Origin of the sequence: Herminiimonas glaciei, from assembly GCF_042664955.1 — a bacterium.
In the GTDB taxonomy this organism is placed as follows: Bacteria; Pseudomonadota; Gammaproteobacteria; order Burkholderiales; family Burkholderiaceae_D; genus Oxalicibacterium; species Oxalicibacterium glaciei.
In genome coordinates, this window is the sequence record NZ_JBHTBU010000002.1 from 386,508 (window position 1) to 400,469 (window position 13,962).

The 13,962-nt window shown below is 55.0% G+C and carries 15 protein-coding genes; 12 read left to right on the forward strand and 3 right to left on the reverse strand.

What is annotated here, in order from left to right; genetic code table 11:
* Positions 1 to 154 precede the first annotated feature (154 nt).
* Positions 155 to 511: a BON domain-containing protein gene (locus ACFQPC_RS12615; RefSeq protein WP_382272282.1), complete on the forward strand. Its 357-nt coding sequence runs from the start codon at positions 155 to 157 to the stop codon at positions 509 to 511.
* A 64-nt stretch (positions 512 to 575) separates the two neighbouring features.
* Here the strand turns inward: ACFQPC_RS12615 and ACFQPC_RS12620 are convergent, their stop codons facing one another.
* The gene (locus ACFQPC_RS12620) at positions 576 to 1,049 is read right to left on the reverse strand and encodes an SRPBCC family protein (protein WP_382272283.1); all 474 of its coding nucleotides are present in this window, start codon (positions 1,047 to 1,049) and stop codon (positions 576 to 578) included.
* Between the two features lie 205 nt (positions 1,050 to 1,254).
* Here ACFQPC_RS12620 and ACFQPC_RS12625 point away from each other — a divergent pair, with 205 nt between their 5' ends.
* The 7 genes from ACFQPC_RS12625 (at position 1,255) to ACFQPC_RS12655 (ending at position 7,692) form a co-directional block, all read left to right on the forward strand.
* Positions 1,255 to 1,905, forward strand: coding sequence for a potassium channel family protein (locus tag ACFQPC_RS12625; RefSeq protein ID WP_382272284.1), 651 nt, complete (start codon positions 1,255 to 1,257; stop codon positions 1,903 to 1,905).
* A complete protein-coding gene (locus ACFQPC_RS12630) occupies positions 1,902 to 3,263 on the forward strand; it encodes a TrkH family potassium uptake protein (RefSeq protein ID WP_382272285.1) in 1,362 nt (453 codons plus the stop codon). The genes ACFQPC_RS12625 and ACFQPC_RS12630 overlap by 4 nt, the downstream gene beginning before the upstream one ends.
* Before the next feature lie 97 nt (positions 3,264 to 3,360).
* The gene (locus ACFQPC_RS12635; protein ID WP_382272286.1) at positions 3,361 to 5,421 is read left to right on the forward strand and encodes a UvrD-helicase domain-containing protein; all 2,061 of its coding nucleotides are present in this window, start codon (positions 3,361 to 3,363) and stop codon (positions 5,419 to 5,421) included.
* An 83-nt stretch (positions 5,422 to 5,504) separates the two neighbouring features.
* On the forward strand, positions 5,505 to 6,872 hold the full coding sequence (locus ACFQPC_RS12640; RefSeq protein WP_382272287.1) for a chloride channel protein: 1,368 nt from the start codon (positions 5,505 to 5,507) through the stop codon (positions 6,870 to 6,872).
* 32 nt (positions 6,873 to 6,904) lie between these two features.
* Positions 6,905 to 7,111: a SlyX family protein gene (locus tag ACFQPC_RS12645; RefSeq protein WP_012081427.1), complete on the forward strand. Its 207-nt coding sequence runs from the start codon at positions 6,905 to 6,907 to the stop codon at positions 7,109 to 7,111.
* A gap of 63 nt (positions 7,112 to 7,174) precedes the next feature.
* The gene (locus tag ACFQPC_RS12650) at positions 7,175 to 7,489 is read left to right on the forward strand and encodes a DUF2288 domain-containing protein (protein WP_382272288.1); all 315 of its coding nucleotides are present in this window, start codon (positions 7,175 to 7,177) and stop codon (positions 7,487 to 7,489) included.
* Positions 7,486 to 7,692 carry a VF530 family protein gene (locus tag ACFQPC_RS12655; protein ID WP_465261804.1) on the forward strand — a complete coding sequence of 69 codons (207 nt, stop codon included), beginning with the start codon at positions 7,486 to 7,488 and terminating at the stop codon, positions 7,690 to 7,692. The genes ACFQPC_RS12650 and ACFQPC_RS12655 overlap by 4 nt, the downstream gene beginning before the upstream one ends.
* A gap of 293 nt (positions 7,693 to 7,985) precedes the next feature.
* Here the strand turns inward: ACFQPC_RS12655 and ACFQPC_RS12660 are convergent, their stop codons facing one another.
* Positions 7,986 to 8,696, reverse strand: coding sequence for a hypothetical protein (locus ACFQPC_RS12660; RefSeq protein WP_382272290.1), 711 nt, complete (start codon positions 8,694 to 8,696; stop codon positions 7,986 to 7,988).
* Between the two features lie 196 nt (positions 8,697 to 8,892).
* Between ACFQPC_RS12660 and ACFQPC_RS12665 the strand changes: the two genes are divergently transcribed.
* The 4 genes from ACFQPC_RS12665 to ACFQPC_RS12680 all read left to right on the forward strand — a co-directional run bounded on the left by ACFQPC_RS12665 (position 8,893) and on the right by ACFQPC_RS12680 (position 13,204).
* Positions 8,893 to 9,231, forward strand: a complete 339-nt coding sequence (locus tag ACFQPC_RS12665; RefSeq protein ID WP_382272291.1) for a hypothetical protein — start codon at positions 8,893 to 8,895, stop codon at positions 9,229 to 9,231.
* A gap of 157 nt (positions 9,232 to 9,388) precedes the next feature.
* Positions 9,389 to 9,724 (forward strand): hypothetical protein, encoded by a 336-nt coding sequence (locus ACFQPC_RS12670; RefSeq protein ID WP_382272292.1) that lies wholly within the window; start codon positions 9,389 to 9,391, stop codon positions 9,722 to 9,724.
* A 213-nt stretch (positions 9,725 to 9,937) separates the two neighbouring features.
* On the forward strand, positions 9,938 to 11,122 hold the full coding sequence (gene dinB, locus ACFQPC_RS12675; RefSeq protein WP_382272293.1) for a DNA polymerase IV: 1,185 nt from the start codon (positions 9,938 to 9,940) through the stop codon (positions 11,120 to 11,122).
* Between the two features lie 366 nt (positions 11,123 to 11,488).
* The gene (locus tag ACFQPC_RS12680) at positions 11,489 to 13,204 is read left to right on the forward strand and encodes a methyl-accepting chemotaxis protein (protein WP_382272294.1); all 1,716 of its coding nucleotides are present in this window, start codon (positions 11,489 to 11,491) and stop codon (positions 13,202 to 13,204) included.
* A gap of 63 nt (positions 13,205 to 13,267) precedes the next feature.
* On the opposite strand, the gene ACFQPC_RS12685 is transcribed toward ACFQPC_RS12680, so the two are convergent.
* Positions 13,268 to 13,951 carry an epoxyqueuosine reductase QueH gene (locus tag ACFQPC_RS12685; RefSeq protein WP_382272295.1) on the reverse strand — a complete coding sequence of 228 codons (684 nt, stop codon included), beginning with the start codon at positions 13,949 to 13,951 and terminating at the stop codon, positions 13,268 to 13,270.
* Positions 13,952 to 13,962: the final 11 nt, after the last annotated feature.

Below are 13,962 nucleotides of genomic sequence, written 5' to 3' on the forward strand. Positions count from 1 at the left end.
CCGGCTTGTCCAAAGTCAATTCTGCTCAAAAAAAACTCACCGGGGCTTACCTTTTTCGCAAGGGCTGTGCCTATACTCATTTCCGAGAGCAGCTTTGGCTTTCACACATATAGCAGTACCAAAAATCAAATCAAAGACACATAGAGGAGACACTATGAAATACGTTCAGCGCGCTTTCGCATTGGCATTCATTTCGGCTTTCCTGGCCGGTTGCGCGTCTACTGCAACAGATACAAAACCAGCAGCGGCGCCAGCGCCGGCTGCAGCACCAGCCGCAGCGGCTGCTCCGGCAGCGGCGGCCAGCCCGGCACTGCAAAGTGCGGTAGAAGCTTCGCTGGCTAAAGAAGCAGAGCTGAAAGGCACCAAAATCTCGGTAGCCGCAACGACAGACGGCGCAGTCACTTTGTCCGGTACCGTGAAAAACGAATGGCAGCAATACCTGGCAGGTGAAACCGCGAAGAAAGCCGCCGGTGTCAAATCGGTGAAAAATTCGATCAAAGTACCTGATTGATTTTTGCGACTGAAAAAAGAAAACGCCGGGCATGCCCGGCGTTTTTTATTGTGTGGGCTATCGTTCAGACCGGCAGGTCGAGCCGGCCTTCTTCCGCCAACTGACGGATGATGCGTATCGTATCGATATCCGCTTCCTGATACGCCGAGCGGCGGAATTCATTGTAGAAGGCATCCATATCGTCATCGCTGGTGCCGGTATCGTATTCAAAGCGTACAAACAATGCACCCGGATTCGGCTCTTCTATGGTGATCAGCAGGCTGGAAGCGGGGATATCCTTTTGTGCCGGCACATCGTAATGCACCTGCTGCAAAGGGGTCAGGTTGACCTGGTCATGCACCAGCAATTCGCCATAGCGCAAAGTACGCGAGATCGCATCTTCGGTACGCGACAAGAGCTTGCATTCATCCAGCCACGGGATAAACAACTTGGGGGTTTCCGCGCGCAGCACCAGGCCGCGCCACAATTGATCGCGTGTCAGGGTATCGATCAGTGGGTTGAGCGGATCGTTGATTTCAATCAGGTGCTGGAATTGCATGGCAGGCGTATTTAATGTTGGAATCGGTGTCGTACAGCAGGATGCAATGCATCGCTTTGTTGGTATTGTACTGTGCCGCAGGCGATCGCCAAACCCCGATGTGCCGCGGGCCGTGCATGAGATAAGTACGTTTGTAAGATTTACAGTGCGCCCGCGGGCATTTACTTATGTTCTAATGCCCATTATCCCTTGCTGAATTTCCATCATGAAACGCACATTTACCGTTATCGGATTGGGAGCCTTCGGCTCTACCGTCGCCCGCGAACTGGCCCGACTGGGTAATGATGTGCTCGGTATCGATCTTGATCCGGAACATGTCAATGCGATTGCCGACGATATTACACAGGCAGTGGTGGCGGACGCGCGGAATGAAGACACGTTGCGCGACCTTGGCGTACATGACAGCGATGCAGTGGTGGTGGCAATCGGTGAAGACCTGGAAGCCAATATCCTGGTGACGCTCACCGTCAAGAATATGCCGAAACCGGAAGTCTGGGCCAAGGCACTCAATCACAATCATCATCGCATCCTGCACAAGCTCGGTGCCGATCACATCGTGCATCCGGAACATGAAATGGGCTTGCGACTGGCGCATGCCATGATGTATCCGGAGGTATTGGACTACATCAGCCTCGGTCATGACCTGTTCACGGTGGAAGTGCGCGCCTCGGAAAAACTCGTAGGCCAGACCATAGAGTCGCTGGGCCTGGGCAGTCGTGGTGTACAAATGCTGCTGATCAAACACCAGCGGGAAATCCTGGCACCGCCGGCGAATGACTACGTGTTCCGGGTCGGCGATCAATTGGTGATGGTCGGCACCCTCGATAATTTGCGTAATCTGTCTCCATACTTATGAAACGCGGGTTTCGTCCGCCGCTGGTCTATCGCCAGGTGAGGCGACAGGTCTTGCACCTGACGCCGCCGCAGGCCCTGATCCTGTCTTTCGTCGGTTTATCGCTGGTGGGTACGCTCTTGCTGAAGCTGCCGATGGCGAGCAATGTACCGACCAGCTGGATGCAGGCTTTGTTTACAGCCGTATCGGCCTCGACCATCACCGGCCTGTCCGTGCTTGATGTCGGCAGTCACTTCACACAATTCGGCTTGTGGGTCTTGCTCGGCCTGATCCAGCTTGGCGGTATAGGCTTGCTGACCTTTGGTGTACTCATCATCCATCTGACCAGCGGTCGCCTGACCCTGCGCGATCGTGCCGCCTTGCAGGATTCGCTGAATCAAAGCGGACGACTCGATATGCAGGCGCTATTGCGTGTGCTGTTTGGTTTCGTCATCGCGATGGAATTGCTCGGCACCCTGTTGCTGGCGATACAGTGGGTGCCGCAGCTGGGTTGGTCGCGCGGCTTGTTCTTCAGCTTCTTCCATGCGGTGTCGGCCTTCAATAATGCCGGTTTCGGATTGGAAGCAAACAGCCTGGGGAATTATGTAGGCAATCCGCTCATCAATATTGTCATCACTTTCCTGTTCATCGCCGGCGGCATTGGTTTTGCGGTGATAGCAGACTTGCGCGCCAAGCGGCGCTTCCGCGAATTGGCCTTGCATACCAAGTTGATGCTGGTGGGTACCCTGTTCATCAATCTGTTGGCGATGCTGGTCTTGTTCGCGCTGGAATACGGTAATCCGGATACCCTGGGCAGCCTGCATGGCCTGGGTACCAAGTTGTGGGCCAGCTGGTTCCAGGCCGTGGCACCGCGCTCGGCCGGTTTCACGACCATGGATACCGGCATGCTGACACAGGGCAGTGCCTTCTTTGTGATGACGCTGATGTTCATTGGTGCGGGCAGTGGCTCCACCGGTGGTGGTATCAAACTGACGACCTTTATCATCCTGCTGGTGGCGACGCGCGCCTTCCTGCGCCAGCAACACAATCCGGTGCTATTTGGCCGCAGCATCGATGCCGGCCTGACCCTGCGTGCGCTGGCGATCACCATCATCGCGCTGTTCTTTGTCGTGACCGGCACCTTCCTGTTGACCCTGACCGAACATGCGACCTTCCTGGATCTCGCCTTCGAAGTCGTATCAGCCGCTTCCACTACCGGCTTATCGCGTGGTGTGACCCCGACTTTGTCTACTGGCGGGCAGTGGGTCATCATGGTCCTGATGCTGGTCGGGCGGGTCGGTCCGCTCACACTGGCCTTTACCCTGGCCAATTCGCGTGGTGCGGGTGTCACTTATCCGGCGGGACGCGTCAATATTGGTTAACTGATGACGTAGTTGTTGCAATTGCATGCAGGCCGAATGCCTGCGGCGGCGGGCCGCAGGCTGATACAATGACTGGCTTTCTTTCCCGGTTTACCTGATGTCCACCTCCCCGAATCCAGCCACACACGGTCTTAACGCGCCCCAGCGCGATGCCATCAAGTACATGGACGGCCCATGTCTGGTGCTGGCCGGCGCCGGTTCGGGCAAGACACGTGTCATTACGACCAAAATTGCAAGTTTGATCGAAGAGCACGGCTACGAAGCCAGGAATATTGCCGCGCTGACCTTTACCAACAAGGCCGCGCTGGAAATGCAGGAACGTATTGCCAAACTGTTGAAAGAACCAAAACAGGCGAAGCAACTGACCGTCAGTACCTTCCATTCGCTGGGTGTCAAAATCCTGCGACAGGAGGCGAAAGAGCTCGGTCTCAAGGATCGCTTCTCCATCATGGATAGCGATGATTGCTTCTCGCTGGTACAGGATCTGGCGGTCACGACCGACAAGCAGTTGATACGCCGTATACAAACCGCGATGTCGCTGTGGAAAAACGGCCTGATCGATCCCGATACTGCATTGAACCAGGCCAAGGATGAAGACGAGGCACAAGCTGCGCGCATCTACCGCAGCTATGTCGCGACGCTCTCCGCGTACCAGGCAGTTGATTTCGATGATCTGATCCGCCTGCCGGTAGAACTGTTCCGCACGAACGAAACCGTGCGCGATAAATGGCAGCGCCGCTTGCGCTACCTGTTGGTCGATGAATATCAGGATACCAATACCTGCCAGTACGAACTGGTCAAATTGCTGGTGACAGGCGTTGGCAAGAAGCCGATGTTTACCGCGGTGGGCGACGATGATCAGGCGATCTATGCCTGGCGCGGTGCGACGATCGAAAACCTGAAGCAATTGCAGGTCGACTTCCCGGACCTGAAAATCGTCAAGCTCGAACAGAATTACCGTTCCAGTACCCGCATCCTGCAGGCGGCCAACTCGGTGATCTCGAATAATCCCAAGCTGTTTGAAAAATCCCTGTGGTCCGAGCACGGCCTCGGTGACCCGGTCAAAGTCATGGGTATGCAGGATGACGACCAGGAAGCGGAGCAGATCGCCATCATGTTGTCGGCGCATCGCTTTGAACGGCGTGCCAAATTCTCTGATTACGCAATCCTCTATCGCGGCAACCACCAGGCGCGGGTCATCGAGCAAGCGCTGCGCAAGGAGCGCATTCCTTATACGATCTCCGGCGGCCAGAGTTTCTTTGACCGCGCCGAGATCAAGGACATCATTAGTTACCTGCGCCTGATCGCGAACCAGGACGACGACCCGGCATTCATCCGTGCAGTTACCACGCCCAAGCGCGGTGTCGGACAATCGACGCTGGAAGCGCTGGGTGCATTTGCCGGGCAATGGCAATGTTCGCTCTTCGAAGCGGTATTCAAGGGCGGGCTGGAATCCAAGCTGGCCGATCGCCAACTGACGCCTTTGCGAGAGTTCGGCAACTTCATCAACAATCTCGAACGACATGCGCACCGTGAAGGGCATGCGGCGTCCCTGCTCGACGATATGATGAAAGAGATCAATTACGAAGCCTATCTGTACGATAATTTTGACGACAGGCAGGCGCAGTCGAAATGGCAAAACGTGATCGACTTCACGACCTGGCTGAAAGAAAAAGGCTCGGGCGGTAAAGAAGGCAACGACCCGGAAAAGAGTTTGCTCGACCTGACACAGATGGTTGCGCTGATGACCATGCTGGAAGGCAAGGATGAAGAGCCGGATGCGGTACGCATGTCGACCTTGCACGCATCCAAGGGTTTGGAATTCCCGCATGTTTTCCTGGTCGGTGTCGAAGAAGGTATCCTGCCGCACAAAGGTGATCCGGATGCGCCTATCGATACGCTGGGTGCACGCATAGAAGAAGAGCGACGCCTGATGTATGTAGGCATCACGCGGGCGCAGCGTTCGCTGCATGTGAGCTGGTGCAAGAAGCGCAAGCGCGCACGCGAACACGTGCATTGCGATATCTCGCGCTTCATCAAGGAAATGAAACTGGATGAAGGCGATGCCGTACCGACCGAAGAAGAAGTCATCACGCCGCAAAACCGCTTGGCGAACCTGAAAGCCCTGCTGCAAAAACCGAAGGCGGCAGAAGCTTAGTCCCTGTGCTGATGGCATGGATCATGCAGGTCTTTTCGGTGCTGATATATCCGTCACTATCATTGACCTGAGTGAGCTGAGCGATGGCAGATCAATCCACCTTCCGTACGATGAAAAAACATGCGCGTCATACCGCCCGGGTATCGCGTCATTCCTTCCGCATTGCCATTTTCCTCGGTGGTGCAGCCTGCGTCGCCGTGTGCTCGCTAGGTTTTGCCTGGCTGGCGGAAGAGATGCTTGGCCTGAATCGCAAGATTACACATGCTTACTGGTGGAGTGCCTTGCTTATGTTGCCGCTGGGTTTTGCGGGCATACGCTGGATGACGCTCAGGCTTGCCCCGCAAGCGCGCGGTAGCGGGATTCCGCAAGTGATTGCGGCCATGTCACTGCCGGCAGGAGCGGCGCAGAATACCCTGGTTTCGCCGGTCCAGTCGATGTGGAAAGTGGTGCTGACGGCTGCGGGTTTGCTGATCGGCGCATCGATAGGGCGTGAAGGACCATCAGTGCAGGTAGGTGCCGCTGTGATGTTGGCGTGGGGACGGTGGTGGCAAAAGCGGCCCCGCTTCGCCGTCGGTTTCCGGCCGGAGGCACTGATTGCTGCGGGTGCCGCGGGTGGCCTGGCGGCGGCGTTCAATACGCCTTTGGCCGGTGTCGTATTTGCTATTGAGGAATTGGGACGTGGTACGGCGGTACGCTGGGATCGCCTGGTGATGTCGGCGGTACTGGGTGCCGGTTTCATTGCGTTGTCGGTATTTGGCAATAATTCTTACTTCCATATCAATGAAGCCATACTCGCATTAAATGCTTCGTGGTGGATAGTCGTGGTGTGCGCGCTGGTTAATGGCGTATTGGGCGGCTTGTTTGCCAAGATGTTGTTGGCCGGCCCGGCGGCCTGCTTGCCGGTGGCTCAGCGAGGCTGGACCGAACGTCATCCGGTTTTGTTGGCGGCTGTTTGCGGTTTGCTGGTGGCCTCGCTTGGTATGCTGGCACAAGGTTCGACCTATGGCACCGGCTATGAACAGGCCGCAGCCCTGCTGAACGGCCATCCGGTCGACAGCATGCTGTTTGGCCTGGCCAAGCTGGGTGCAACCATATTGTCTTATTTCGCCGGGATTCCAGGCGGAATCTTTACGCCTTCATTGGCGATAGGTGCCGGGATCGGCGACAATATCGCTCAATTGCTGCCGGGTGCAGTGGATGGGCGGCTGATTGCCTTGTTGTCGATGGCCGCCTTTTTGGCTGCGGCGACCCAGGCACCGATTACTGCCAGTGTGATTGTCATGGAAATGACGCGCAGCCAGGATGTGACTTTGCTGTTGCTGGCGACGACACTGGCGGCATCGCTGGTATCGCGGCAATTTTGCCCGCGTCCTTTTTATCATGCAGCTTCGCGGAATTTCCGGCGCGAGGCACTCCACCAACACAGGATGTCGCGCACGACGGAGAGCTGAGTTGTGCAGGACCATTATCAGGAAGATGCAAAATGAACGAAGATCGCATCGTCGACATTGAAATCAAGATTGCGCGGCAGGAAGACTTGCTCGATTCGCTGAATCAGCTGGTGTACCAGCAGCAAAAGAAAATCGATGAACTGGAAGCGCTGTGTGCTGCCTTGGCTCGGCGCCTGAAAGATGTAGTGAGTGCCGGCAATGAACAGAATGCAGCGAATGAAAGACCGCCGCATTACTGATGTGACGGCAGGCACGGGAATATTGCCGCAACATTTTTACCTGAACTTTACATAGAACGAACCATGAGTGCACCGAACGAAGAGCAGCAGTTATTGCATGCCAAACTGAATATGGAAACTTCGCAAATCGCGTGGCAGGAATTGCTGCGTTATTTTGCCGGCGGCCTGGTGATCGTGGTGGCCGACGAACTTGACCTGGTTGATGTGGCTGCGCGTTTTTCGATTGATGACAAAGCCGCGGTTGAGCAATGGCTCAAGGCCGGGCAACTTGCGAAGGTCAGCGATGCACAAGCCAGCATCTGGCTGGAAGCCGATGCCTTGCTGTGGACTGTAGTGGCACGTCCGTGGGTGCTGGTACAAGAAAAGAAACTGGCGTGAACAAGGATCCCTTGCACGGGCTCAGCCTGGAAAAAATCCTGCTGGCTTTGGTGGAACACTATGGTTGGGAAGAACTGGGGCGTCGCATCGATATCAAATGCTTCAATATCGATCCGAGCATCAAATCCAGTCTGACCTTCTTGCGTAAAACGCCGTGGGCCAGGAGCAGGGTGGAAGACTTGTTTGTGCACATGCCCGACTAGAACTCATTTCACAAATATCCGCGAGTGCGAACGCGGCTATTTGGGAGGTAGTGCAAGGCGTGTCGCGTCGCCAAGGGTGGTCCCCTTGGCAAGCGGCACAACGCAGCAATATGCCCAAATAGCCCGTTCCCTTCGGGTTCTTACCAAAAGCGGCGCTGGCCGCGTTGTACTCCTTGCGCATAGGCCACTATGCGACGCGTCGCACGCCTTGCCAGCACCGCTTTTGGTAAGAACGCATCTCACGGATATTTGTGAAATGAGTTCTAGAAGCCGGGCATGCAGCTAAGGCAGGATTACAGCTTGGACTGGTGGTGAATGGCGACGAACAATGTTGCCAGGGTCGACAGTACTGCTTCGAAATGCGCTTGTGGTTCAGTGTTATCCCAGATGTAATGCACCATCACTGCTTCAAATTCCTTGCTGCGTTTTTTCGCGGTGACCGAGTGGGCACGGGTAATCGCTTTCAGGAACTGGCGGCGCATATTTGGCAGGACCGGAATATGTTCGCTGTCATCGAGGAATTCAAAACCGCCCGGCAAAGGGCCGCCCTTCATCTGGAACTCGAGGCGTTCAAATACTGCCGGTGGCAGGTTCTTCACCAATTCACATGCGCTTTCATTGAGCTTCAGGACCATGCTGAAGCCGGCCGGATAGATCACGTCCGAATCATCGCGTTCCGACAGGAATACGGCCAGGCGCAACGAGTACTCGGCCTGGTAGGCATCGTCATACGAGCTTTTCAGGCTGGTGCGGGTCGCCGGCCAGAAGATTAGTGTGCCCGGTGTGCTTTCGTCATCCGGGTCAGGGAAAAATTCCAGTGAAATGTCGTCAGCGGAATCGCCCGCGACGGACAGCATTTTCAATACGGGTGCAGCCAGGTCGCCCAGGATCGATGCGGCAATCGCGCCGGTGGCGGCGATATCGGCATTGGTCAGGTCTTCTACGATGTAGCCATTCAATGGCTTGAGTAATGCATTTGGGTCGAGCATGAGCGAGGTAATCATTCTTAAAATTGATGTTATTTGCCCGCGCATTTTGTCCGCAGGCAAGCGTCGTTGCAATATAACTTAAAACCCGACGGGTACGAAGTGGAAATATAAGCGAAGTGCTTATTTGTGATGAACGGATGAATCTGTTTAAATGGCCGCATGCAGTCGGTCGTGGCCGACATTCATTTCCGCAATCAAGCAAGGACGCATTATGTATACATGGCTACTGCCAGCGGTGAAAGCCGTACTGCCTCATGTGGGTACGATTATTTCTGCCGCGCTGCCGGTGTTTCAAAGTCGCAAGATAGATGAAAATGCCGCCACGCAAGAAGCCTTGTTGCAAAGGCAGATCACGGAATTGCAGGAAGTTGCATCGCATAACGCAGTGCACATCAAGGAACTGGCCGAGCAATTGAAGCAAATGGTGGTGACGCTGGAGCAGGGCGTGATCGCTAATGAACGGCGTTACCGGCGCCTGGTGGCATTGTCGACCCTTGCTACGGTCTTATCGCTTACGGCGATCGCATTATGGTGGCTGGGCGCTCGTTGAAGAGTTGCCGCAGTGCATGTTGACAATTTAAAAGCTGAACTTTTCGACAATATGGTGGGTCAGTAATAAGGCGTGTGACGCTTGTCACCAGACAGGCTGCATGAATTGCCGGGTGGATACGCCGCCTGGTTTCTTATTATTGAACAAAGGACTTGCCATGATAAAGCTAAGCACCATACTCGCCGGCACCGCCGTCGCCATGTTTGCACAATTCGCAGCGGCGCAGGCTCCAATGACACAAACACAATCCGCAGCAGTGCCAGCCAATGACCCTGCTTACATCGACCAATCGCGCCTGAACTACAAAGAAGATCCATATGTGAAAGCGCGTATTGCGCGCGGCCAGGCGAATGCGGAATATCGCGCTGAGCGCCAGGGTGCCCGCACCGAATACAAGGAAGAAGTCGGTGCCGCACGTGCTGAGCGCCGCGAGGCCGTCAGGGATGCGAACGCTACCCGCGCATCTGAAATCAGAAATGAACCGATGAAGTAAATGCCGTAAGCCTGCGTGCTGCCCGAGTGCGGCGCGCAGGCGCGCAATCATCTGCGGCATAAAGTTACAACTGCAAGCATCTCCCTCTTGTGTTCCGACGATATAAATTCAAATCGTCCGGTCAAGCGTATCAGGCATCGGTAAAATATCGTTTTAGCTGAATCCGGCCTGTCGAAATCATGCGTCGTTGCGCACGATTTCCATCCCCCATTTATGTCTGACCCCGTTCATCCGCCTGCCGAGTCGCTTCATTCTCGTCGCATTGCGCATCTCGATATGGATGCCTTTTATGCGTCGGTGGAATTGTTGCGCTATCCGGAATTGCGTGGCCAGCCGGTTGTGATTGGCGGCATGTCGGTGCATGCGCCTGTTACGCTGGAAGACGGTAGCCGGCAGTATGCAAGGTTGCGCGACTATGTCGGGCGTGGCGTCGTCACGACTTCGACTTATGAAGCGCGTGCGCTCGGCGTGTTCTCCGCAATGGGACTGATGAAGTCAGCCAAGCTGGCACCCGATGCGGTGTTGCTGCCGGCTGATTTTGATGCTTACCGTCATTACTCACGCTTATTCAAACAGGCGGTCGCTGACATTGCTCCGCATATCGAAAATCGTGGCATCGATGAAATCTATATCGACCTTAGTGAGCATGGCGAAGAGACCTATGCACTGGCATTGCGTATCAAGACAGCGGTGCAGCAAGCCACGGGATTGTCATGTTCGATAGGTATCGCACCAAATAAATTACTGGCGAAAATATGTTCGGACCTGGAAAAGCCGAATGGCATGACCATACTGACGCAAGCCGATATCGCGACGCGCATCTGGCCACTGCCGGCGCGCAAGATCAACGGCATCGGTCCACGCGCGGCGGAAAAACTGACCGCACTGGGCCTGAACACCATCGAAGAACTGGCGGCGGCAGATGCGACAGTCCTGCATGAACATTTTGGCCGTTCCTATGCAGACTGGCTGGGGCGGGTTGCGCACGGCATAGATGAGCGCCCGGTGGTTACTTACTCCGAACCCAAGTCCGTCAGCCGGGAAACCACTTTTGAAAACAACCTGCATGCGAAGCGTGATCGTGAAGCATTGGGTGGCATCTTTACCCGCTTGTGCGAACGCGTGGCAGGCGATTTGCAGCGCAAGGGTTTTGTCGGCCGCACCGTCGGCATCAAGCTGCGCTTTACCGACTTCAGGATAGTCACACGCGACCTGACCCTGCCGACTTATACCGATGATGCCGTCGCGATCCGGCAGGCGGCGGGTGAATGCCTGAAACGTATCCCGTTGGACCAGCCATTCCGCCTGCTTGGTGTGCGCATAGGTACGCTGGCAAGGAAGGATGCGCTACCGCCGGAAGACCCGGTATTGCAGGGTGAGTTATTCCGGGAATCATAGTTTCCCCCCTTCCGATGCATAAGGCATCGTCAATATGTTGGAAAAATGCTGCATTTTGGTGCATTTTTTGAAACGCCGAAAAAAATTTATTCCTTTTCTTATTCGATAACTTTGCACCTTGGTGTGTGCGCATACTCCGCCTGTTCGCCGCAGAATTGATATTTTGTTAAAAATCTATTCATCCTCATTGTGGCGCAAAGCCTTATCCGGCGCGGCCTGAATCCATCCAACTCCAGAATTTGTCAGGTTTTTTTCGATTTCCCGGTGGTAATATTTTTGTCATAAAAGGTTTGCTGTCTGCTTCTTGCATCATGAAATAAGTCCGGAATGTCGTAACGATCCACCTTGTTTATGAGAGAGATGAAAATGAAAAACCTGAAAATTGGCCAGCGTTTGAGCCTGAGTTTCGGCAGCATCGTCGCTTTGCTGGTGATTCTCGCCACGCTTGCCTTTACTCGCATAGGCGGCTTGAACGATGCGATTACCGAAGTGGATGGCGATCGCTATCCCAAAACCGTCCTCGCCAACGTGATGAAGGACGACCTCAATCAGATCGCGCGCAATATGCGCAATGCCTTGCTGATGACAGAGAAAGCCGCGATACAGGCCGAGCTGGCCCAGATCGCGAAGGCTGCCGATTCCCTCAATAAGGCCCTGGTCGAACTGGAAAAAACCGTGCGTTCCGAGCGCGGCCGCCAGACGATCGCCGGCTTGCAGGCTGACCGCAGCAAATTCCTGCCGCTGAAAGATGACTTCATCAAACTGGCTGCGGCAGGGATGAAGGATGAGGCTGTGGCTTTGCTGTTTGCCGAGGTGCGGCCGGCGCAACTGAGTTACCTGACTTCGATCGACAAGCTGATCGACTATCAAAACGAATTAATGAAGAAGTCAGGCGCAGAGGCAAATGCCAAAGCCAGCCAGACGCAATTGCTGATAGGGATTTTTTCTATTATCGCGGTATTGATCGCGGCAGTATTTGCCGTGCTCGCGACCCGCAGCATCACACGCCCCTTGAGCCAGGCGGTGGTGCTTGCGCGCAAGGTGGCTGATGGCGACCTGACCGGCAGCATAGTCGTGCATTCGAAAGATGAAACCGGACAGTTGCTGCAAGCCTTAAAAGATATGAACGAAGGCTTGCTGCGGATCGTGACGCAAGTCCGGCTTGGTACCGACACCATTGCTTCGGCCTCGCATCAGATTGCTACCGGTAACCTGGATTTGTCTTCGCGTACAGAACAGCAAGCCAGTTCATTGGAAGAAACGGCATCTTCAATGGAAGAACTGACTTCCACCGTCAAGCAAAATGCCGAAAATGCGCGGCAGTCGAATCAGCTGGCACTCTCCGCTTCCGAAGTCGCCGTGCGCGGTGGTGCGGTGGTATCGCAGGTGGTCGACACCATGGGCGAGATTAATGACTCCGCGAAAAAAATCGTCGATATTATCGGTGTGATTGATGGCATCGCTTTCCAGACCAATATTCTCGCCTTGAATGCGGCAGTCGAAGCCGCGCGTGCCGGTGAGCAGGGCCGTGGTTTTGCAGTGGTTGCGTCGGAAGTGCGGACGCTGGCGCAACGCTCGGCGAGTGCGGCCAAAGAGATCAAGGAGTTGATTGGCGATTCGGTCGACAAAGTCAGTATAGGATCGCGCCTGGTCGACGATGCCGGCGCCACCATGCGTGAGGTGGTGGAAAGCGTGAAACGTGTCACCGACATCATGAGCGAAATCACTGCAGCGAGCCAGGAACAAACCGATGGCATAGAACAAATCAATCAAGCCGTGATGCAGATGGATCAGGTCACGCAGCAAAACGCCGCGCTGGTAGAAGAGGCGGCTGCCGCCGCGGAATCATTGCAAGGGCAGGCCAGCCACTTGTCGCAGGTGGTGAGTGTATTCAAGCTGGATGGTAATGACACAGCAGTAACAACCGCAGTGCCGACCTACACGGCACCCGAACCGCCGAAGGTGACTGGCAAGCCGACACTGCACAAGGTCAGGACGACGCAACAAAAGATCGAAGACAAGGAGTTTGCGCGGGTGCCGCGCAATGCGGTACCGGCAGGGGATGAGTGGGAACAGTTCTGAGCAAGTAGGTAAAACAAAAAAGCCAGGCTGAAGCCTGGCTTTTTTTACGGCAGCTTGCGACGCTTACTTGCTTTCGTCTTCGGGAACCAGCGTTTCGTGATTCTTGCCGTAAAACTGTACGCCCATCGCAATGCGTTCACGACCGCTTTCACGGCGGTGTTTATTGGTATCGCGCAGTGAATAGACGCAACCGCAATATTCCTGCTGATAGAAATTCTCGCGCTTGGAAATTTCGATCATGCGGGCCGAGCCGCCTTTCTTGCGCCAGTTATATTCCCAGTACAGCATATCCGGATACTTGGCCGCGGCGCGTACTCCGCAATCATTGATCTGGTTCATATCCTTCCAGCGCGAGATGCCGAGCGAGCTGGAGATAACCGGGAAGCCATGTTCATGTGCATACAGCGCGGTGCGCTCAAAGCGCATGTCGAAACACATGGTGCAGCGGATGCCGCGCTCAGGTTCGTTTTCCATACCCTTCGCACGTTCGAACCAGTTATCGGTGTCGTAATCGGCATCGATGAAAGGTACGTTGTGCTTCTCGGCAAAGCGGATGTTTTCTTCCTTGCGCAGCAGGTATTCTTTTTCCGGATGGATATTCGGGTTGTAAAAGAAAATCGTGTACTCGATACCGCTCGCCAGCATGGCTTCCATCACTTCGCCGGAACAAGGCGCGCAGCAGGAATGCAGCAAGACCTTGCCGGGTTTGCTCGGGAGTGGAATGGGTTCGCGTTTGAAATCTGTCATCTTGCTTTCTC